The following is a 20,111-nucleotide window of genomic DNA, read 5'->3' on the forward strand; positions in this document are numbered from 1 at the left end:
GCCCGGCCCCGCCCCGCCCCGCCCGGCGCCCCGGCGTAGGGTGGGGGCACACGACAGGGGAGCGCCCAGGCGCTGAGAGTGCGGAACCGCCGCAGACCCTCGAACCTGCTCCGGTTAGCACCGGCGAAGGGAGTCAACCGATGAGGCACACCCATGCCCGCACCACCCGCCTGAGGCTCGCGGCGCCGCTGGTCGCCGCGGCGATCGCCGCCCCGGCCCTGAGCGCCTGCTCGCTGGCGGGCGGCGACGGCGGCGCGGACGACGGGACGCCGACCGTGGTGCTGCTGGCGCACGAGTCGTTCCAGCTGCCCGACGAGCTGGTCGAGGCGTTCGAGTCCGAGCACGACGTCGAGCTGGAGGTCCGCCAGCCCGGCGACGCGGGCGCGATCGTCACCGAGGTCGCGCTCAACCCCGACGACTCGGGCGCCGACGTGATCTTCGGCGTCGACAACACGCTCGCCAGCCGGCTGCTCGACGTCGACGCGGTCGTCGACTTCGAGGGCGAGCTGCCGTCCGGCGCCGAGGCGTACGCCCTCGACGACCCGCGCCTGGTCCCGATCGACAGCGGCGACGTGTGCGTCAACGTGGACACCCAGTGGTTCGCCGACCGCGGCATCGTCGAGCCCACCTCGCTCGACGACCTGCTCGACCCCACCTACGACGAGCTCTTCACGACCCCCGGCCCCGTCGCCTCCAGCCCCGGCCTGGCCTTCCTGCTGGCCACGATCGCGGCGTACGGCGAGGACGGGTGGCAGGAGTACTGGCAGGGCCTGCTCGACAACGGCACCGAGGTCGTGGCCGGCTGGAGCGACGCCTACGAGGGTTCCTTCAGCGCGGGCGGCGGGGGCGGCCAGCGCCCGATCGTGCTGTCGTACGCCTCCTCCCCGGCCTTCACGGTGACCGAGGACGGCTCCGCGACCACGACCCGCGCGCTGCTCGACGCCTGCTTCGCGCAGACCGAGTTCGCCGGCGTCCTCGCCGGCGCCGACGAGCCGGAGCTGGCGCAGGACCTCGTGACCTGGCTGCTGTCGGAGGACGTCCAGGCGGCGCTGCCCGACAGCATGTACGTCTACCCCGTCCGCGACGACGTCGAGCTGCCGGAGGCGTGGGCCGAGTTCGCGCCCCTGCCCGAGGAGACGCTGTCGCTGCCCGCGGACGAGATCGCGGCCAACCGCGAGGAGTGGATCGGCCAGTGGCGGGACCTGGTCGAGTAGTCGCGCCGCGCTGGCCGGCGCTGGCGGCGCTCGCCGCCCTGCCGCTGGCCGTGCTGCTGGTCTTCTTCGTCCTCCCCGTGGGGGCGATGCTCCTGCGTGGGCTCGCCCCCGACGGCCACCTCGACCTGGGGGCCGCGCTCGAGGTGCTCGGTCGCGACCGCACGCGCCGGGTGCTGTGGTTCACGCTCTGGTCGGCCGGTCTGGGCACGCTGCTGGCCCTGCTGCTGGGCCTGCCGGCGGCGTACGCCCTGCACCGCCTGGCCTTCCCGGGGGCCGCGCTGCTGCGCGCCCTGGTCCTGGTGCCCTTCGTGCTGCCCACCGTCGTCGTCGGCGCCGCGTTCCGGGCGCTGCTCGGCGAGGGCGGGTGGCTGGCGTTCCTCGGCTGGGACGGGACGCCGGCGGCGATCGTCGCCGCCCTCGTCTTCTTCAACGTCGCCGTCGTCGTGCGGGTCGTCGGCGGCGCCTGGGCCTCGCTGGACCGGCGCGCGGAGGAGGCGGCGGCGGCCCTCGGCGCCTCGCCGGCGCGGGTGCTGGCGACCGTGACGCTGCCCGCGCTGCGCACCGCGATCACCTCCGCGGCGGTCGTCGTCTTCCTGTTCTGCTCCACCGCGTTCGGCGTCGTGCTCACCCTCGGCGGTCTGCGCCACGCGACGGTGGAGACCGAGATCTACCTGCTGACCCGGGCGTTCGACCTGCCCGCGGCCGCGTGCCTGGCGCTGGTGCAGGTCGTCACGGTCGTGCTCCTGCTGCTCCTCGTGGGCCGGCTGCGGCCTGCCGAGGAGACCGTGGACCGTGCGCCGGTCGCGCCGCGGGGCGTACGCCGGGGCGACCTGCCCGCGCTCGGCGCGACGTTGCTGGTGGCCGCGGGTCTCGTGGTGCCGATGGCCGCCCTCGTGGTGGCGTCGCTGCAGGTGCGCGGGACGTGGACGCTCGGCAACTTCCGGGCGCTGCAGCAGCCGGACGTCAGCACGGCCCTCGTGGTGCCGGTGACCGAGGCCCTGCGCAACTCCCTGCAGGTCGCCGTGGACGCCACCTGGATGGCGCTGCTGCTGGGCGTGCTGGTCAGCCTGGTCGTCACCCGCCGGGCCCGGGGCCGCGGGGAGCGGGTGGTGCGCCGGGTGCTGGACGGGTTCTTCATGCTGCCGCTCGGCGTCTCGGCGGTCGTGCTCGGGTTCGGCCTGCTGGTCACCGTCGCGCGGCCGCCGCTGGCGCTGCGCGACGAGCCCCTGCTGGTGCCGCTCGTGCAGGCGCTGGTGGCGCTGCCGCTGGTGGTGCGCACCCTCGTGCCGGTGCTCGCCGGCATCGACGACCGGCAGCGCCAGGCCGCGGCCTCGCTGGGGGCCTCGCCCGCCCGGACGCTGCTCGTCGTCGACCTGCCGGTGGTGTGGCGACCCCTGCTGGCGGCCGGCGGGTTCGCGTTCGCGGTCTCGCTGGGGGAGTTCGGGGCCACGTCGTTCCTCTCGCGGCCCGACCACCCGACCCTGCCGGTGGTGATCGGCCGGCTGCTCGGCTCGCCCGGCCAGGTGGGGGAGCAGTCGAACGCCGGGATGGCGATGGCCGCGGCCGTCGTGCTGGCGGTGTGCGTGACCGTGGTGATGCTGCTGGTCGAGCGCCTGCGGGTGCCGAGCCTGGGGGAGGTCTGATGACGCTGGTCCTCGACGGGGTGACGGTGGCGTACGACGGGGTGCCCGCCCTGCGCGACGCCTCGCTCGAGCTGCCCCGCGGCGAGGTGCTCGCCGTGCTCGGGCCCTCGGGCAGCGGCAAGTCGACGCTGCTGCGCGCCGTCGCCGGGCTCGAGCCCCTGGCCGCGGGGACCGTGACGTTCGACGGCGCCGACCTGGCGGGCGTACCCGTGCACCGGCGGGGGTTCGCGCTGATGTTCCAGGACGGACAGCTGTTCGGGCACCTCAGCGTCGCACGCAACGTCGCGTACCCCCTGCGTCTGCCGGGCCGGCGCCGCGCCCGCGCCGCGACCCGCGCCCGCGTCGCGGAGCTGCTCGAGCTGGTCGGCCTGGGCGGGTACGCCGACCGCCTGCCCGGCACCCTCTCCGGCGGCGAGCGCCAGCGGGTCGCGCTGGCCCGGGCGCTCGCCTGCGACCCGCGGTTGCTGCTGCTCGACGAGCCGCTGTCCGCGCTCGACCGCGGCCTGCGGGAGCGCCTCGCCGGCGACGTGCGACGGATCCTCGTCGAGGCCGGCACCACCGCGCTGCTGGTCACCCACGACGTGGACGAGGCGTACGCCGTCGCCGACCGGCTCGCGCTCGTGCGCGACGCCGCCGTGGTGCAGTCGGGCACGGTGGCCGTGGTGGACGCCGCGCCCGTCGACGAGCGGGCCGCACGGCAGCTGGGGTACGCCCACGTCCTCGACGGCCGGGCGGTGCGACGGGGAGCCTGGCGCCTGGCCCCGGGGCCGGACGGCCTCGAGGGGGAGTCCGCGGGGGTGGTGCGCACCGGCGTCGGGCCGCGGCTGCGGGTCGTCGTCGCGGGCACCGGGGAGCTCGAGGTCCCGCTGGCCGGCGCCCCGGCCCCGCCGGTCGGGGCGAGGGTGCGCGTGGTGCCCGACCCGGAGGGTGTCGCCTACCTCTAGACTCGCCTGCGTGTATCGCCGCGCCTACGTCCTGCTGATCGGGGTTGCAGCGACGATGGCGGTGCTGGCGTTCGTCACCGCCCTGTCGCTGGGCCGCAGCGTCATCGACCCCGAGGGCTTCCTCGGGCCCGGTTGGCTGCGCTTCCCGCTGCTGGTCGGTCTCGCGCTGTTCGTCGACCTCGTGCCCCGGGCGCTGTGGCGCTCGCGGCTGCGCGTCGGCCAGGTCCCCGAGCTGGTCAAGCAGCGGTGGAAGGAGCACTGGACGCGCGAGCGGTTCACCCTCGTGGCGCTCGGCATCGGCTGCTTCTACGTCACCTACGCCTGCTACCGGAACCTGAAGTCGTTCCTGCCGTTCGTGCTCGGCGACCGGAAGTACGACACCGAGCTGCACGCGCTCGACCGGATCCTGTTCCTGGGCAACGACCCGTCGGCCGTGCTGCACACGCTCTTCGGCTTCACCTGGTTCGAGCAGCTGATCTCCACGATCTACCTGTGGTACCTGCCGATGGTGCCTGTCCTGGTCGCCGTGTGGGTGATCTGGTCGCGCAACATCTCGTTCGGCTACTGGTTCGTGACCTCGCAGGTCATCGCCTGGACCCTCGGCACGGCCAGCTACTACATGCTGCCCGCGCTCGGCCCGAAGTTCGCGTTCCCCTGGCTCTACGCCGACATCGACACCGGCGCGAGCGACCTGGCCGACTCGTTGTTCTACTCCCGCACCAACGTGCTGTGGAACGCCAGCGACGGCCTGCAGTCGACGGCCGCGTTCGCGAGCCTGCACACCGCGATCACCCTGCTGTGGGCGCTGATGGTGCAGTACACGATCCGCAGCCGGATCATCCACTGGATCTTCTGGGGCAACTTCGGCCTCACGATCATCGCCACGCTCTACTTCGGCTGGCACTACGTCGCCGACGACATCGCCGGCGCCATGATCGCGGTGGTCGCCTTCTACGTCGGTGGAGTGGCGAGCGGGCAGAAGTTCGAACGAAGAGGCCTGTCCGGCCTGTCCAGCCACCCCACGACGACCAGCTCCAAGGTGCCGGTCGGCGCCGACGGCAAGGACGTCGACGTGCGGGTCGAGACCGACGAGGAGCGCTCGCCGGAGGCCTCGCGGCTCAACCTGCGCAAGCGGCGCCCCGCCGCGGACCCGCAGCAGGAGTAGCAGCCCACGGGGCCTGGGACCGGCTGGTACCGGCCGGTAGTTTCGGTGCATGGCCACCGACGTCGCGCGCTCGCCGGAGCGCTCCGCACCCCACGACATCGCTCCCGACCCGGTCGCGCTGCAGGCGATCCTGGACGGCCGCTACGCCGAGGTCCGCGACCTCGTCCGCCGCAACCTGGTCGAGCACGCCGGGCTGCTGGACGAGGTCGACGACCTCGACCGCGACACCTACCGCGACCGCGTCCTCGAGGTCGTGCAGAAGGTCGCCGCCACCGGCCAGACCGGGTTCGGCTTCCCGACCGAGCACGGGGGCGGCGGCGACATCGGCGCCTCCGTGGCCGCGTTCGAGACCCTCGCCTACGGCGACCTGTCGGTCCTGGTCAAGGTGGGCGTGCAGTTCGGGCTCTTCGGCGGCGCGGTCCTGCAGCTGGGCACCCGCCGCCACCACGAGGCGTACCTGCGTCGCATCATCGACGGCAGCCTGCTGGGCTCCTTCGCGATGACCGAGTCGGGCCACGGCTCCAACGTGCAGGCGCTCGAGACCACCGCGACGTTCGACCTCGCGACCGACGAGTTCGTCCTGCGCACGCCGCACGACGCGGCGCGCAAGGACTACATCGGCAACGCGGCCCGGCACGCCGAGGTGGCGGTCGTCTTCGCGCAGCTGCACATCGCCGGCGACAGCCAGGGCGTGCACGCGTTCGTCGTGCCGATCCGGGTGCGCGACGAGGACGACCGGCTCGTGCCGGCGCCCGGCGTGCGCATCGAGGACTGCGGTCACAAGATGGGCCTGCAGGGCGTCGACAACGGTCGGATCTGGTTCGACGACGTGCGGATCCCCCGCGAGAACCTGCTGGACCGCTTCGCGACCGTGTCCGAGGCCGGGGTCTACGACTCCGAGATCGAGAGCCCCGGGCGCCGCTTCTTCACCACGATCGGCACGCTGGTCCAGGGCCGCGTCAGCGTCGGCGGGGCCGCGATCAACGCCTCGAAGGTCGCCATGACGCTTGCAGTGCGCTACGCCGAGCGCCGCCGCCAGTTCGAGGCCTCGGGCGAGCAGGAGGAGCTGCTGCTCGACTACGGCCTGCACCAGCGCCGGCTGCTGCCGCTGCTGGCGGCGACGTACGCCCTGCACGCCGCGCAGGAGGAGGTCGCCGGCGACCTGCACGCGGTGTTCTCGGGCGAGCGCACCGACGACCGCTCGCGGCGCGCGCTGGAGTCCGCGGCGGCCGGGCTCAAGGCGTACGGCACCTGGCACGCGACGCGCACCATCCAGGAGTGCCGCGAGGCGTGCGGCGGCGCGGGCTACCTGTCGGCCAGCCGGTTCGCCGCGCTCAAGGCCGACACGGACGTGTTCACGACGTTCGAGGGCGACAACCACGTGCTGCTGCAGCTCGTCGCGAAGGGCCTGCTGACCGACTACGCCAGCGACTTCCAGGACGCCGACCAGCTCGGGATGGTGCGGCTCGTCGGCGGGCTGGCCCTCGACGAGGTCGTCAAGCGCACCCGGGCCCACCAGCTGCTCGAGCGGGTCCGCGGGCTGCTGCCGAGCGGCGACGAGGACGAGGACGAGACCGGCGTGCTGGACACGTCGTACCAGCTCGCCATGCTGCGCTACCGCGAGGAGCAGGTCATCGCCTCGGCCGCGCGGCGCCTGAAGAGCGGCGTGGACGACGGGATCGAGCCCGGCGAGGTGTTCTCGCGGGTGCAGGCGCACGTCATCGCCGCGGCCCGCGCCCACGTCGAGCGCACGGTGCTCGAGGCGTTCGTCGCGAAGGTCGAGTCGCTGCCCGAGGGCGACGAGCGGCGCGTGATGGGCATGCTGCTCGACCTGCACGCGCTGTCGCTGATCGAGGCGGACCGGGCGTGGTTCCTCGAGCACGGCCGGATGTCGTCGGCGCGTGCGAAGCAGGTGCGCCGCGAGGTCGACCACCTGTGCCGGCGGCTGCGGCCGCACGCGCGGGTGCTCGTCGACGCGTTCGCCGTGCCCGAGGAGGTGCTGCGCGCCCCCGACCTGCTCGGCCCCGTCGTCGTCGCGGGCGAGCAGGGCGCCGCCGAGGTCCCCGGCCACCACCCCCTCGGCGAGACCGCCGAGATGGTCGCGGAGAAGGTCCCGGACGACGCCTGACCCGGTCTGCGTCGAGTTGCGGGTTGTGCCGCTGTACGCGCGTCGAGTTGCGGGTTGTGCCTGGGTACGCGCGTCGAGTTGCGGGTTACGCCGCGTCTCGCGGTCCGAGCCGCGCTCGACGGCCAGGGCGCGGCGTAACCCGCAACTCGACGGCCAGGGCGCGGCGCAACCCGCAACTCGACGCAGCCCGAACCGCAGCCCGAACCGCAGCCCGGGACGCGACGAGGGCGGGCACCCGGACCGGGTGCCCGCCCTCGGCGGTGTGCTGACGCGGGTCAGTACTTGCTGCCGTTGTCCTTGAAGCGCTGGAACGAGGCGGCGACCTCGGCCTGCGCGGCCTCGGCGCCGACCCAGTCGGCGCCCTCGACCGACTTGTTGGGCTCGAGGGCCTTGTAGACCTCGAAGAAGTGCTTGATCTCGAGCAGGTCGAAGTTCGAGACGTCGCCGAGGTCCTTGTAGTGCTGGTAGCGCGGGTCGCCCGCGGGCACGCACAGGACCTTGTCGTCGCCGCCGGCCTCGTCGGTCATGCGGAACATGCCGATCGCGCGGGCCTTGATCAGGCAGCCCGGGAAGGTCGGCTGCAGCAGGATCACCATGGCGTCCAGCGGGTCGCCGTCCTGGCCGAGGGTGTCCTCGATGTAGCCGTAGTCGGTCGGGTACTGCGTCGCCGTGAACAGGGTCCGGTCCAGGCGGAGGCGACCGGAGTGGTGGTCCACCTCGTACTTGTTCCGCTCGCCCTTCGGGATCTCCACGAGTACGTCGAACTCGAGCACGCTGTTGCCTTCCGCGTTGCGGCCGCGCCGGCGCGGCCGATGTCTGGGTGGCCCTCGTTCTCGCGCACAATGTCGCCGGACCGATCGAACTAGAGGTGATCCTAGGTGTCACGGAGCAAGCACCGCAGGCGGGGCGGCAAGGTCGCGGCCCTCGCGGTCGTCCTGCTGCTCGTCGTGGCAGCCGCGGGACTGGGCGTCTGGCGCCTCGACCTGGTCGATCGGTGGACCGGCGGCCCCTCCGACGAGGCGGGCGACCCCGCCGACGTCCCGCCGCCGGACGGGCTCGAGCTGCCCGACCCCGCCGAGCCCGACCCGCTGCTGGCGGCGAGCACGGGCGCGGGGACGGTGGTCGACCAGGACGCCGTCGCCGCGGCGCTCGCGCCCTTCGTCGCCGACGAGGACCTCGGCCCCCAGGTGCTGGTCGCCGTCGCGCCGCTGGGCGAGGGGGAGGCGTACGTCTCCGGTCCCGACCGCGTCATGCCCGCCTCCACCACCAAGCTGCTGACCTCGGTCGCGGCGCTCGAGGCCCTCGGCCCCGACCGGACCTTCAGCACCACCGTCGTCGACGGCGGCGACGTCGGCGAGGCCGCCGGGGGTACGCCCTCCGGCGTGCGGCGCGTGGTCCTCGTCGGGGGTGGCGACCCGCTGCTCGTGCGCGAGCCGGTCGCGCCCGACGCGCCGGGCACCTACCCGGCCCGCGCGTCGCTGCGCGAGCTGGCCACCGCGACGGCGGAGGGGCTGCGCGCGCAGGGCGTCACCAGCGTCGAGGTCGCCTACGACGCGGGCCTGTTCACCGGCGCGGGCTACACCCCGGCCTGGCCCGCCAGCTACGGCCCCGACGACGTCGTCGCCCCGATCGGCGCCCTGTGGGCCGACCGGGGCCGCGCGGCCGACGACGAGGACGAGGTCGTCGCGGACCCGGCGCTCGACGCCGCCGCCTGGTACGCCGCCGCGCTCGCCCAGGCGGGGATCCAGGTCGTGGGCGACCCGGTCGCGGGCCTCGGCGGGAACGGCGAGACGCTCGCCGCCGTCGAGAGCGCGCCCGTCGAGGAGATCGTCGAGCGCCTGCTCGCGACCAGTGACAACGAGACCACCGAGGTGCTGGCCCACCACGTCGGCCTGGCGGCCGCGGGAGCCGGGTCCTTCGAGGGCGGCGCCGAGGGCGTGCGCAGCACCCTCGCCGACCTCGGCGTCGACCTGGGCGCCGACGTGCTGCGCGACGGGTCGGGGCTCTCCCGGGAGAACCTGCTCTCCGCGGGCACCCTGCTCGGGGTGCTCGGGCTGGCGGCGTCGGCGGAGCACCCGGAGCTGCGGGCCGCGCTGACCGGGATGCCGGTAGGCGGCTGGAACGGCTCGCTGACCAACCGCTTCGCCGAGCAGCCCGCGGGGCTGGGCACCGTGCGGGCCAAGACGGGGACGCTCACCGGCGTGCAGGGGCTCGCGGGCGTCGTCCAGGACGCCACCGGCACGCCGCTGCGCTTCGTCGTGATCGCCGACCGGGTCGGCGTCGACGACGCGCTCGACGGACGCGAGGCCGTGGACGGCGCCGCCGCGGCGATCGCGGCCTGCACCTGCAGCTCGACCGGGTCGACCGGGTCGACCGGGTCGACCGGCTCGACGACGAGCCCGACGGACGCCCCTTCGGCGTCCCCGTAGGGTCGCCAGCATGTCGTCCGTACGCCCGTCGGTGGACTGGGACCTCGCGGCCCGGCTCGGCGCCCGCCTCGCCCCGCCCCCGCCCCGCATCCCCGCCGACGAGGTCGCCGCCCTGGTCGAGGGCCTGCGTGCCGACGCGATCCGCTCCACCGGCCTGGTGCGCGACTTCACGGGCCTCGACGCCCGCGAGGACGCCGCGCCCGTGCTCGTCGTCGACCGGCCCCGTTGGGTCGAGGCGAACACCCAGAGCTTCGCGGCGCTGCTGCAGCCCTTCCTCGACCGGCTGGGCGAGGGCAAGGAGGGCGACGACGGCCCGATCACGCTGCCGGAGCCGGTGCGCCGGGCCGGCGCCGCCGTCGGCGCCCGGGTGACGGGCACGGAGGTCGGCACGCTGCTGGGCTTCCTCTCGGGCAAGGTGCTCGGCCAGTTCGACCCGTTCGCCCCGACCGACGTGGCGCCCGACGGCCGGCTGCTGCTGGTCGCGCCGAACGTGTGGCAGGTGGCCGAGCAGATCGGCGCCCGCAAGGACGACTTCCGGCTCTGGGTCTGCCTGCACGAGGAGACCCACCGCGTGCAGTTCACGACCGTGCCGTGGCTGGCCGACCACCTGCGCGCCCAGGTGCAGCAGCTGGCCGGGACGCTCGACCCCTCCTCCGCCCTGGAGGACGCGCTGACGCGGGCCGTGGAGGCCGTGCGCGCCGGCGGTCGCGGCTCGCTGGTCGAGATGCTGAGCACCCCGGAGCAGCGCGAGGTGATCGACCGCGTCACGGGCGTGATGTCGCTGCTGGAGGGCCACGCCGACGTCGTGATGGACGGGGTCGGTCCCACGGTGATCCCGACCGTGCGCCGCATCCGCGCCTCGTTCGAGCGCCGCCGTGACGGCATCGGGTTCCTCGACCGCACGGTGCGCCGCCTGCTGGGGCTGGACGCCAAGATGGCGCAGTACCGCGACGGGGCGGCCTTCGTCCGCGCCGTCGTCGACCGGGTCGGCATGGACGAGTTCAACGCCGTCTGGTCCTCGCCCCACACGCTGCCCTCGCGCTCCGAGATCGCCGACCCGCACGCGTGGGTCGACCGCGTGCTGGGCTGAGCGGACGCCCACGCAGTGAGCCGCGCCCGGTGAGCCTCGACCCCGCGCTGGCGGCGGTGCGCGCGGGCGTACGCCGTGACCTCGCGACCGCAGGAGCGCCCGCCACGGTGGTCGTCGCGTGCAGCGGCGGCGCCGACTCGCTCGCGCTGCTCGCGGCCACCGTCTTCGTCTGCTCGCGCTCGCGCGACGCCCTCGGGTCCCGGGTCGTCGGCGCGGTCGTCGACCACGGCCTGCAGGACGGCTCGGGGGAGCACACCGCCCGGGTCGTCGAGCAGATGGCGGCGCTCGGCGCCGACGAGACGCTGTCGGCCCGGGTGCGGGTCGAGGGCGGCGGCCAGGGGGTCGAGGCGGCGGCGCGCGAGGCGCGGTACGCCGTGCTGGGCCAGGTCGCGGAGTCGTACGCGGCGGGCGCGGTGCTGCTGGGCCACACGCTCGACGACCAGGCGGAGACGGTGCTGCTCGGCCTGGCCCGCGGGTCCGGGGGTCGCTCGGTGGCCGGGATGCGGCGCGCGTTCGGCGTGTTCCGCCGGCCGCTGCTCGACGTGACCCGGGAGGAGACCGAGGCGGCCTGCCGCGCCGAGGGTGTCGCGTGGTGGGAGGACCCGCACAACAGCGACCCTCGGTTCACCCGCTCGCGGCTGCGCGAGCGCGTGCTGCCCGTGCTCGCCGAGGAGCTCAACCCCCGGGTGCGGCACAACCTGGCGCGCACCGCGGACCTGCTGCGCGCCGACGCGGAGGCCCTCGACGAGCTCGCGGACCAGGCGTACGCCCGGGCGGCCCGCGGCGCGGGGCAGGACACCGTCGTCGACCTCGCGGCGCTCGACGGCAGCCCGGCCGCGGTCCGGACGCGGGTGCTGCGTCTCGCCGCGCTGGCCGCGGGGGCGGTGGACGCCGAGCTGTTCGCGGTCCACGTGGACGCGCTGGCGCGGCTCGCCGTGGCGCCCGGCGGCTCGCAGGTGCAGCTGCCGGGGCACGTCACGGCGCGGCGGACGCCGGGGGCCGCGACCGTGACCTTCGGGCCCACGGGCCCGGCCCGCGCGGTCTGACCCTGCCGGTCTGACCCCGGGGGCGGACCTGTGGCAGGCTTGCCGACCGTGGACGCCTCCTCCGTAGAGAACGACCTGGTCGACATCCTCTTCACCGAGGAGCAGATCCTCGAGAAGCTGGACGAGATGGCCCGCCGGATCGAGGCGGACTACGAGGGGCAGGAGCTGCTCGTCGTCGGCGTCCTGCGCGGCGCGATCATGGTGATGGCCGACCTGTCCCGGGCGCTGACCCGCCACGTCGAGACCGACTGGATGGCGGTCTCCTCCTACGGCTCCGGCACCAAGTCGAGCGGCGTGGTGCGCATCCTCAAGGACCTCGACACCGACATCTCGGGCAAGCACGTGCTCGTCGTCGACGAGATCATCGACACCGGCCTGACGCTGAGCTGGCTGATCTCCAACCTGACCAGCCGCGGCCCCGCCAGCGTCGAGATCGCCACCCTGCTGCGCAAGCCGGAGGCGCTCGCCATGCCGGTGACCCCGAAGTACGTCGGGTGGGACATCCCCAACGAGTTCGTCGTCGGCTACGGCCTCGACTACCAGGAGCGCTACCGCAACCTGCGCTGCATCGGCACCCTGGCGCCGCACGTCTACTCCTGACCGTCGCCGACCGCCCCGGCCAGCTCCGGCCGGGCCGGCCCGCCGGGCCGTTCGGCCCCCCGAGGTTGCGCCGTGCGGCAGAATCGCCGCAGACAACCCGAGGGGCAGCGCCGTGCGGCTCCGGCCGGCGACCACGTCCCGACCCTCACCCGTCCGTGTAGTGGAAGAAGCCTGTGAAGCGTTTGTTCAAGGGGCCCTGGCTCTGGATCGTCATCGCCGTGGTCGGTGTGCTCCTCGCGCTGCAGTTCCTCGTCTCGGGCGACGCGTCCGACGAGATCAGCACGTCGCGCATGGAGAAGTACGTCGCCGACGGCCAGGTCAGCGAGATCACCTTCGTCGACGGTGAGCAGCGGATCGAGGCGGTGCTCGACGACGACGTCGACCGCGAGGGTGGGCGCGACGTGGTCGCGTACTACGTCCAGGGCCAGCAGGGCGGCATCATCGAGGCCGTCGACGAGCAGGTCGCCGAGGGCACGATCGAGCGGTCCAACTCCGAGAACCCGCAGCCCAGCCTGCTGGGCTCGCTGCTCGTCAGCATCCTGCCGTTCATCATCATCCTCGCCCTCTTCATCTTCCTGATGAACCAGGTGCAGGGCGGCGGCCGCGGCGTCATGCAGTTCGCCAAGTCCAAGGCGAAGCTGATCACCAAGGACATGCCGAAGACGACGTTCGCCGACGTCGCCGGCTGCGACGAGGCGATCGAGGAGCTCGGCGAGATCAAGGAGTTCCTCTCCGAGCCCGCCAAGTTCCAGGCCGTCGGCGCGAAGATCCCCAAGGGCGTGCTGCTCTACGGGCCCCCCGGCACCGGCAAGACCCTCCTCGCACGCGCCGTCGCCGGCGAGGCGGGCGTGCCCTTCTACTCGATCTCCGGCTCCGACTTCGTCGAGATGTTCGTCGGCGTCGGCGCGAGCCGCGTGCGTGATCTGTTCGAGCAGGCGAAGGAGAACGCCCCGGCGATCGTCTTCATCGACGAGATCGACGCCGTCGGTCGCCACCGCGGCGCCGGCATGGGCGGCGGCCACGACGAGCGGGAGCAGACGCTCAACCAGCTGCTCGTCGAGATGGACGGCTTCGACGTGCGCGGCGGCGTCATCCTCATCGCCGCCACGAACCGCCCGGACGTGCTCGACCCGGCGCTGCTGCGCCCGGGCCGCTTCGACCGCCAGATCCAGGTCGACGCCCCGGACCTCTCGGGCCGCCACCGGATCCTGCAGGTGCACTCGCGCGGCAAGCCGCTGGCCGAGGGCATCGACCTGATGTCGGTCGCCCGCCGCACCCCCGGCTTCTCCGGCGCCGACCTCGCCAACGTCCTCAACGAGGCGGCGCTGCTGACCGCCCGTTCCAGCGGGAAGCTGATCACCGCGGCGCACCTCGACGAGGCCATCGACCGCGTGATCGCCGGCCCGCAGCGCCGCACGCGCCTGATGAACGAGCACGAGAAGCTCGTGACGGCCTACCACGAGGGCGGCCACGCGCTCGTCGCCGCGGCCCTCCCGGGCAACGACCCCGTGCACAAGGTGACGATCCTGCCGCGCGGTCGCGCGCTCGGCTACACGATGGTCCTGCCGGACGAGGACAAGTACTCCCAGACGCGCAGCGAGATGCTCGACAAGCTGGCGTACATGCTGGGCGGGCGCGCCGCGGAGGAGCTGATCTTCCACGACCCGACGACCGGCGCCGGCAACGACATCGAGAAGGCGACGAACGTCGCCCGCGCGATGGTCACGCAGTACGGCATGACCGAGCGCCTCGGCGCCATCAAGCTGGGCGAGTCGAACTCCGAGCCGTTCCTCGGCCGCGACCTCGGCCACTCGCGCAACTACTCCGAGGACGTCGCGGCGATCGTCGACGAGGAGACGAAGATCCTCCTCACGACGGCCCACCAGGAGGCCTTCGACATCCTCGAGGAGAACCGGGACGTCCTCGACGCCCTGGTGCTCGCGCTGCTCGAGCGCGAGACCCTCGACAAGGCCGAGATCGCCGCGGTGTTCGAGCCGCTGCGGATGCGTCCGCGCCGTCCCGCGTGGACGGGCTCGCCGACGCGCAACCCCTCCGAGGTCCCGCCCGTCCAGATCCCGCAGGCTGTGCGCGACCGGGCCCGCGAGGGCGCCGTCGACCTCGGCAAGGGCGAGCAGGGCGCCACGATCATCACGCCGCCCGGCTCCGGCGGCGACCTGCACGGCGGCACGCCGGGCCCCGAGGGTCCGGCCTCGCCGGGCCCGTTCCCCCCGGGCACGGGCGCGCCGTGATCTCGCCGATCGGCCTCGAGGACCCGGCCGAGCGGCCGCCGTTCGACCACGACCGCGCCGAGGCCGCGGTGCGCGAGTTGCTGGCGGCGATCGGCGAGGACCCCGACCGCGAGGGCCTGGCGGACACCCCGGCGCGCGTGGCGCGGGCGTACGCCGAGCTCACCGCCGGTCTGCGCCAGCAGCCGGAGGACGTGCTGACCACGACGTTCGACATCGGGCACGACGAGATGGTGCTCGTGCGCGACATCGAGCTGTGGAGCATGTGCGAGCACCACCTGGTGCCGTTCACGGGCGTCGCCCACGTCGGGTACATCCCGTCGGAGTCCGGGAAGATCACCGGCCTGTCGAAGCTGGCCCGCCTCGTCGACGTCTACGCGAAGCGCCCGCAGGTGCAGGAGCGGCTGACCACCCAGGTCGCCGACGCACTGATGAGCATCCTCGAGCCCCGCGGCTGCATCGTCGTGATCGAGGCCGAGCACCTGTGCATGACGATGCGCGGCGTGCGCAAGGCCGGCGCCCGCACGCTCACCTCGGCCGTGCGCGGGATGATGCACAACCCCGCCACGCGCGCCGAGGCGATGGCGCTGATCCACAGCCCGCGGCACTGACCGTCGTGAGCGTGCACCCCGCACGGCCGCTCGTCATGGGCGTCGTCAACGTCACCCCCGACTCGTTCTCGGACGGGGGGCGCTGGGCCGAGGCCGACGCCGCCGTGCGGCACGGTCTCGCGCTGCTCGAGCAGGGCGCCGACCTCCTCGACATCGGGGGCGAGTCGACCCGCCCCGGCGCCACCCGTCCGCTGCTGGCCGAGGAGCTGGACCGCGTCGTGCCGGTGATCCGCGACCTCACGGCCGCCGGCGCCACGGTGTCCGTCGACACCATGCGCGCCGAGGTCGCCGAGGCCGCGCTCGCCGCGGGCGCGACGATCGTCAACGACGTCTCCGGCGGCATCGCCGACCCCCGCATCCTCGACGTCGCCGCGGCTGGCGGGGCGACCTACGTCGCCATGCACTGGCGCGCCCACGCCGCCGAGATGCAGCGCTTCGCGCACTACCCGCGCGGGGTCGTCGTCGAGGTCGTCGACGAGCTGCGGGTACGCCGCGACGCCGCGCTCGCCGCGGGTGTCGCCCCCGAGCGCCTCGTGCTCGACCCCGGTCTCGGCTTCGCGAAGCACGCCGGCCAGAACTGGGAGCTGCTCGCCGGGCTGCCGCAGCTGGCCGCCCTCGGCCACCGGGTGCTGGTCGGCGGGAGCCGCAAGACCTTCCTGGGCCGGTTGCTGGGCGAGGGCGACGGCCTGCGTCCCGTGCCCGAGCGCGAGCACGCGACCGCCGCCCTCAGCCTGTTGCTCGCCGACGCCGACGTGTGGTGCGTTCGGGTCCACGACGTGCGGGCGACCTGCGACGCCCTCGCCGTGCGGGGGGCCTGGCGGGCCGCACAGGCGGGCGTGCCGGCAGCCGCGCAGGCGGGCGTACCCACCGACCAGGAGGAGCAGCGATGACCGACGAGCTCGCCGTGCGCGGCATCGAGTGCTTCGCGCACCACGGCGTCTTCCCCGACGAGCGCCGCGACGGGCAGCGGTTCGTGGTCGACCTCGTGCTGGGTCTCGACACGGGTCCCGCGGCTCGGTCCGACGACTTGCACGACACCGTGGACTACGGAAGTCTCACCATGGCGGTGAAGGCCGCCGTCGAGTCCGACCCCGTCGACCTCGTCGAGACGGTCGCCCAGCGGATCGCTGACGTGTGCCTCTCGGAGGGTCGTGTTGAATGGGTCAGGGTGACCCTCCACAAGCCGGAGGCGCCCATCACCGCGACGTTCTCCGACGTCGCTCTGACGATCGAACGGAAACGAGGCCGAAGGTGACCGAGACCCCGAACCCGCACATCATCGATGCCGACACGCTGACGGGCGAGATGCGCCCGATCCGTCGCACGGTGATCTCGCTGGGATCGAACCTGGGTGACCGCTTCGCGAACCTCCAGGGTGCCGTCGACGCGCTCGCGGACACGCCCGACGTGTGGATCACCGGTGTCTCGGCGGTCTACGAGACGGCGCCGGTCGCGTCCCCCGACGGCTCGGAGGACTTCCTCAACGCGGTCGTCCTCTTCGACACGACGCTGTCGGCGGCCCGCCTGGTGGACCGCGTGCAGGCGATCGAGGACGCGTACGGTCGCGAGCGCGACGGCATCGTCAACGCGCCCCGCACGCTCGACGTCGACCTGATCGTCGTCGGCGACCGCCGCAGCAAGGAGGACTGGCTGCAGCTCCCGCACCCGCGCGCCGCCGAGCGCGCGTTCGTCCTGCAGCCGTGGTTCGACCTCGAGCCCGACGCCGAGATCCCCGACTTCGGCAAGGTGGCCGACCTGCTCGCCGCCGTCGGCGACCAGGGCGTCCGCCGTCGTGACGACCTCGTCCTCTCCACCCCCTCCTGAGCCCGAGCCGCCCGCGGGGCGGTTGCGGCCGCTCGGCCCGGGGGTCCTGACCGGCTGGCTCGTCGTCGGGCTGGTCGGCGGGTGGCTGGTGCGGCGCGCGCTCGGCGCCCTCGACGTGGCGGTGCCGGCGGTGTCGTGGACCCAGGTGCTCGTCCTCGCGTTCGTCGCCGCGGTGCTGGCGGGCACGGCGTACGCCACCCGCCGCAGCGTCGAGCGCACCCGCGCGGAGCTCTCGGCCGACCACGCCGTCAACCGCCTGGTGCTCGCGCGGGCCTCGGCCCTGGTGGGCGCGCTGCTGCTGGGCGGGTACGCCGGCCACGCCGTCAGCTGGATGGGTGCCGCGTCGCAGGTGGCCGACGAACGGATGCTCCGGGCGCTGGTCGCCGCGCTCGCCGGCGCGGCCGTGCTGGTCGCGGCGCTGCTCCTGGAACGCGCGTGTCGCGTCCGATCGGGGCCCCCCGCGGCCTAGGGTTGACACCATGGCTTCCCCCAACGCCCGCCGCCGGCAACGCAGCACGCGTGTCGCTGTCGCCGTCGGCCTCCTCGTTGCCTCCGGGCTGCTCGTCGCAGCCACGGTGCCGACGGGCTCCTTCGCCGCGGTGCTCGCCGCAGCGACCGTCGCCGTGCTCCTCGGTGCCGCCGCCCTCCGCATCGTCCACTCCGAGCTGATGACCTCCCGACGTCTCGCGCAGGCCGACCGGTCCGCGCAGGCGAAGGAGTACGCGGCGCTCGCCTCGGCGCGAGCCGACGAGAACGCCGAGTTCGTCACCTCCATGACCGAGCGCCTCGCCGACCGCGACGCCGACCTCACCGAGCGCCGCAAGGAGGTGACGGACCTCGAGGAGGCCGTCGCCCTCGCGCAGACGAATGTGGTCGAGCTGACCCGTCGCGCCGACGCCGAGACCAAGCGCGCCGACGCCGCCGTCGCCGAGCGGGACGACCTCCGCAAGCGGCTCGCCGCCGCGGAGGAGCGCGCCGCCGAGGCGATCGTCCGGCTCGCCGAGCTGGAGCAGGAGCTCGACGTCGTGCGCGCCGAGCTGGTGGCGTGGGAGAGCACCCACGTGGACATGCGCAAGCACGCCTGAGCGACCCGCTCGCGGCACCACGCGCCCCCGCTCCCGGGACACCGGGGGCGGGGGCGCGAGCCGTTGCGGCACAATCAGGCGGGTGATCCCGCCCGAGAGCAGGTTCGAGTCCGACCCCGAGGAGCTCCTCCCGAGCGACCCGTCGTTGCCGGAGGGGTGGTCGGTCGACACCGTCGACCCGGCCTCCGTCGCCGACGTCGAACGGTTGACGGAGCTGCTGCGCGGCCACGAGACCGCGGGTCGGGGGTATCCCAGCGCCGGCACCGACGACGTCCTGCTGGAGATCTCCGACCTCGGCACCCGCACCCGCGCCAACGTCGTGGTGCGCGACCCCGAGGGGGCGATCCAGGCCTGGGGCAGCGTCCACGACCGGGCGGCCGGCCGGATGCTGTTCGTGCACGTCGTGGCCCGCGGTCTCCTGCACACCGACGCCGCCCGCTGCGCCCGCGTGCTGTTCGCGTGGGCCGACGGCCAGGCCCGGGAGGTCGGGGCGGCGCGCGGCCTCGACGTCCAGCAGATCGACACGGGGGCCTTCGCCGACGACCCCCGCCAGCACGCGTGGCTGGGGGCCGCGGGCTACGAGCGCGTACGCGCCTGGTGGCAGATGACGCGTCCCGTGGACGCCGACGAGTCCGGCCTCGTGCCCGACCCGGAGCGCTGGGAGAAGAACGGAGTCGTGTTCCGCGCGGTCGGTCGCGCGGGCGACGGGATGCCCGCCGACGCCGACCTGCGGGCCGTGCACCAGGTGCTCGAGGGCGCGTTCACCGACCACTTCAACTCCCGCGAGGAGACGTTCGCGGAGTTCGTGCACCGGCTGCGCCAGGACCCCGGCCACCGCTGGGACCACTGGTGGCTGGCCGAGATCGTCGACGGCGAGGGCGGGGACGCCGAGCCCGCGGGCGCGCTGGTCGCGACCGAGAGCGAGTCGGAGGACGGGCCGAGCGGGTCGTACGTCGACTACCTCGGCGTGCTGTCGAACGCCCGGGGCCGCGGCGTCGCGAAGGGCCTGCTGACCACCGTCATCGCGGACGCCGCGCTGCGCGGGCGCGACCGGGTCGGCCTCGAGGTCGACGCGGACTCGCCCACCGGCGCCGACGGCCTCTACACCTCGATGGGGTGGACGACCTCGTACATGACGCAGTCCTGGCACCGCGACGTCCCCGTCGCCGACGTCTGAGCAGCGCCCGGTGAGCCCGACCAGCCTCGGCATGCCGGCGCTGCCGCCGCCGAGCGAGCCCACGTGGAAGAACGCGTGGGACGCGGCGCTGTACGGCGCGGGCGGCGGCTACCTGCGTTCCCACCCGCCGACCCTGCTGCAGGCCACGGACGCCGTCCTCGACCTGCTCACCACGCTGCGTCCCGACGAGCTCGTGCTGCTCGGGTCGGTCGGGGCGCTGACGCCCGCGATCGTGCGAGCGCTGCCCGCGACCGCGATCCGCTTCGACCTCCAGGCGGGGTTCGCCGGCACGGTGCTGGCCGGCGACTGGCTCGCCCACGTGCCGACGCACGTCATCCAGGTCGACCCCGACGGCTACCCGCGCCTGGTGCACGTCGACCCCATCACCGGACGCGAGCGCCTCGGCGCGCGCCTCGCGGAGACGGGCGTGCCCCAGCAGATCGGGCGCTGGCTCCAGGAGTGGTGGCCGGTGGCCGAGCAGGGGCCGGGCGCGCGGGCCGAGGTGGGCACCGCCCGCGACGCCGCGTGGCGCGACGTCGTGCGCAACCTGGGCGTGGGCGGGACGGCGATCGCGCTGGAGCACGGGCACGTACGCTCCGCCCGACCGTCCGCGGGCACCTTGCGCTCGCCGGGTGCGGACGCCGCCGTCCTCGTGCCCGACGGGTCGCGCGACATCGTGGCCGACGTCGCCCTCGACGCGGTCGCGGCGGCCGCCGGCTCCGCGGTGGTGGACCACGACGGCCCGACCCGGATCGTGCACCACGCCCCCTGACCCCCGCGCCCTGCGCGCCCCCCGCTTCCCCCGCGTCCCCTCCGCCCGCTCGGCGCGTGAGCCAGGTCACCCGGGTACCGGTACCGCCGGGGGAAGGGCGGGCGTACCGTTCCGGTTGCACAGAAGCGGGACCACCC

At 74.4% G+C, this 20,111-nt stretch carries 19 protein-coding genes and 1 riboswitch; of the genes, 18 read left to right on the forward strand and 1 reads right to left on the reverse strand.

The annotated features are described in order from the left end of the window. The first annotated feature begins 45 nt into the window (after window positions 1-45). Window positions 46-149: riboswitch (TPP riboswitch) on the forward strand. From RDV89_RS16505 to RDV89_RS16525, 5 genes are all read left to right on the forward strand, one after another. Continuing rightward, window positions 141-1,214 carry a thiamine ABC transporter substrate-binding protein gene (locus RDV89_RS16505; RefSeq protein WP_315734693.1) on the forward strand — a complete coding sequence of 358 codons (1,074 nt, stop codon included), beginning with the start codon at window positions 141-143 and terminating at the stop codon, window positions 1,212-1,214. (Overlaps the previous riboswitch by 9 nt.) After that, complete coding sequence (locus RDV89_RS16510; protein WP_315734695.1) at window positions 1,193-2,857, forward strand: ABC transporter permease; 1,665 nt, start codon at window positions 1,193-1,195, stop codon at window positions 2,855-2,857. The genes RDV89_RS16505 and RDV89_RS16510 overlap by 22 nt, the downstream gene beginning before the upstream one ends. Then, on the forward strand, window positions 2,857-3,801 hold the full coding sequence (locus RDV89_RS16515) for an ABC transporter ATP-binding protein (RefSeq protein ID WP_315734697.1): 945 nt from the start codon (window positions 2,857-2,859) through the stop codon (window positions 3,799-3,801). The genes RDV89_RS16510 and RDV89_RS16515 overlap by 1 nt, the downstream gene beginning before the upstream one ends. 10 nt (window positions 3,802-3,811) lie before the next feature. Then, on the forward strand, window positions 3,812-4,966 hold the full coding sequence (locus RDV89_RS16520) for a phosphatase PAP2 family protein (protein WP_315734698.1): 1,155 nt from the start codon (window positions 3,812-3,814) through the stop codon (window positions 4,964-4,966). Between the two features lie 49 nt (window positions 4,967-5,015). Then, entirely contained in the window at window positions 5,016-7,094 is a 2,079-nt protein-coding gene (locus RDV89_RS16525) for an acyl-CoA dehydrogenase family protein (protein WP_315734700.1), read from the forward strand. Between the two features lie 275 nt (window positions 7,095-7,369). On the opposite strand, the gene RDV89_RS16530 is transcribed toward RDV89_RS16525, so the two are convergent. Further along, window positions 7,370-7,867 carry an inorganic diphosphatase gene (locus RDV89_RS16530; RefSeq protein WP_315734702.1) on the reverse strand — a complete coding sequence of 166 codons (498 nt, stop codon included), beginning with the start codon at window positions 7,865-7,867 and terminating at the stop codon, window positions 7,370-7,372. A 105-nt stretch (window positions 7,868-7,972) separates the two neighbouring features. Here RDV89_RS16530 and dacB point away from each other — a divergent pair, with 105 nt between their 5' ends. From dacB to RDV89_RS16595, 13 genes are all read left to right on the forward strand, one after another. Beyond that, window positions 7,973-9,523 (forward strand): D-alanyl-D-alanine carboxypeptidase/D-alanyl-D-alanine endopeptidase, encoded by a 1,551-nt coding sequence (gene dacB / locus RDV89_RS16535; RefSeq protein ID WP_315734704.1) that lies wholly within the window; start codon window positions 7,973-7,975, stop codon window positions 9,521-9,523. Window positions 9,524-9,533: 10 nt separating this feature from the next. Further along, window positions 9,534-10,613: a zinc-dependent metalloprotease gene (locus tag RDV89_RS16540; protein ID WP_315734706.1), complete on the forward strand. Its 1,080-nt coding sequence runs from the start codon at window positions 9,534-9,536 to the stop codon at window positions 10,611-10,613. A gap of 29 nt (window positions 10,614-10,642) precedes the next feature. Continuing rightward, entirely contained in the window at window positions 10,643-11,659 is a 1,017-nt protein-coding gene (tilS, locus tag RDV89_RS16545; RefSeq protein WP_315734708.1) for a tRNA lysidine(34) synthetase TilS, read from the forward strand. Between the two features lie 48 nt (window positions 11,660-11,707). Next, on the forward strand, window positions 11,708-12,259 hold the full coding sequence (gene hpt / locus RDV89_RS16550) for a hypoxanthine phosphoribosyltransferase (RefSeq protein ID WP_315734710.1): 552 nt from the start codon (window positions 11,708-11,710) through the stop codon (window positions 12,257-12,259). Between the two features lie 173 nt (window positions 12,260-12,432). After that, window positions 12,433-14,508, forward strand: a complete 2,076-nt coding sequence (ftsH, locus tag RDV89_RS16555; RefSeq protein ID WP_315734712.1) for an ATP-dependent zinc metalloprotease FtsH — start codon at window positions 12,433-12,435, stop codon at window positions 14,506-14,508. After that, window positions 14,505-15,116: a GTP cyclohydrolase I FolE gene (gene folE / locus RDV89_RS16560; protein WP_315734714.1), complete on the forward strand. Its 612-nt coding sequence runs from the start codon at window positions 14,505-14,507 to the stop codon at window positions 15,114-15,116. The genes ftsH and folE overlap by 4 nt, the downstream gene beginning before the upstream one ends. Before the next feature lie 35 nt (window positions 15,117-15,151). After that, window positions 15,152-16,006, forward strand: a complete 855-nt coding sequence (gene folP / locus RDV89_RS16565; RefSeq protein ID WP_315735115.1) for a dihydropteroate synthase — start codon at window positions 15,152-15,154, stop codon at window positions 16,004-16,006. Beyond that, the gene (gene folB, locus RDV89_RS16570) at window positions 16,003-16,371 is read left to right on the forward strand and encodes a dihydroneopterin aldolase (RefSeq protein WP_315734715.1); all 369 of its coding nucleotides are present in this window, start codon (window positions 16,003-16,005) and stop codon (window positions 16,369-16,371) included. Before folP ends, folB begins: the two co-directional genes overlap by 4 nt. Then, on the forward strand, window positions 16,368-16,940 hold the full coding sequence (gene folK / locus RDV89_RS16575) for a 2-amino-4-hydroxy-6-hydroxymethyldihydropteridine diphosphokinase (RefSeq protein ID WP_315734717.1): 573 nt from the start codon (window positions 16,368-16,370) through the stop codon (window positions 16,938-16,940). The genes folB and folK overlap by 4 nt, the downstream gene beginning before the upstream one ends. A gap of 22 nt (window positions 16,941-16,962) precedes the next feature. Next, complete coding sequence (locus RDV89_RS16580; RefSeq protein WP_315734719.1) at window positions 16,963-17,409, forward strand: DUF3180 domain-containing protein; 447 nt, start codon at window positions 16,963-16,965, stop codon at window positions 17,407-17,409. A gap of 10 nt (window positions 17,410-17,419) precedes the next feature. Next, complete coding sequence (locus RDV89_RS16585; RefSeq protein WP_315734721.1) at window positions 17,420-18,025, forward strand: hypothetical protein; 606 nt, start codon at window positions 17,420-17,422, stop codon at window positions 18,023-18,025. A gap of 82 nt (window positions 18,026-18,107) precedes the next feature. After that, window positions 18,108-19,202 (forward strand): GNAT family N-acetyltransferase, encoded by a 1,095-nt coding sequence (locus RDV89_RS16590; RefSeq protein WP_315734723.1) that lies wholly within the window; start codon window positions 18,108-18,110, stop codon window positions 19,200-19,202. Window positions 19,203-19,212: 10 nt separating this feature from the next. Then, window positions 19,213-19,974, forward strand: a complete 762-nt coding sequence (locus RDV89_RS16595; RefSeq protein ID WP_315734725.1) for a hypothetical protein — start codon at window positions 19,213-19,215, stop codon at window positions 19,972-19,974. Window positions 19,975-20,111: the final 137 nt, after the last annotated feature.

Origin of the sequence: Nocardioides imazamoxiresistens (assembly GCF_032378595.1) — a bacterium.
GTDB lineage: Bacteria > Actinomycetota > Actinomycetes > Propionibacteriales > Nocardioidaceae > Nocardioides > Nocardioides imazamoxiresistens.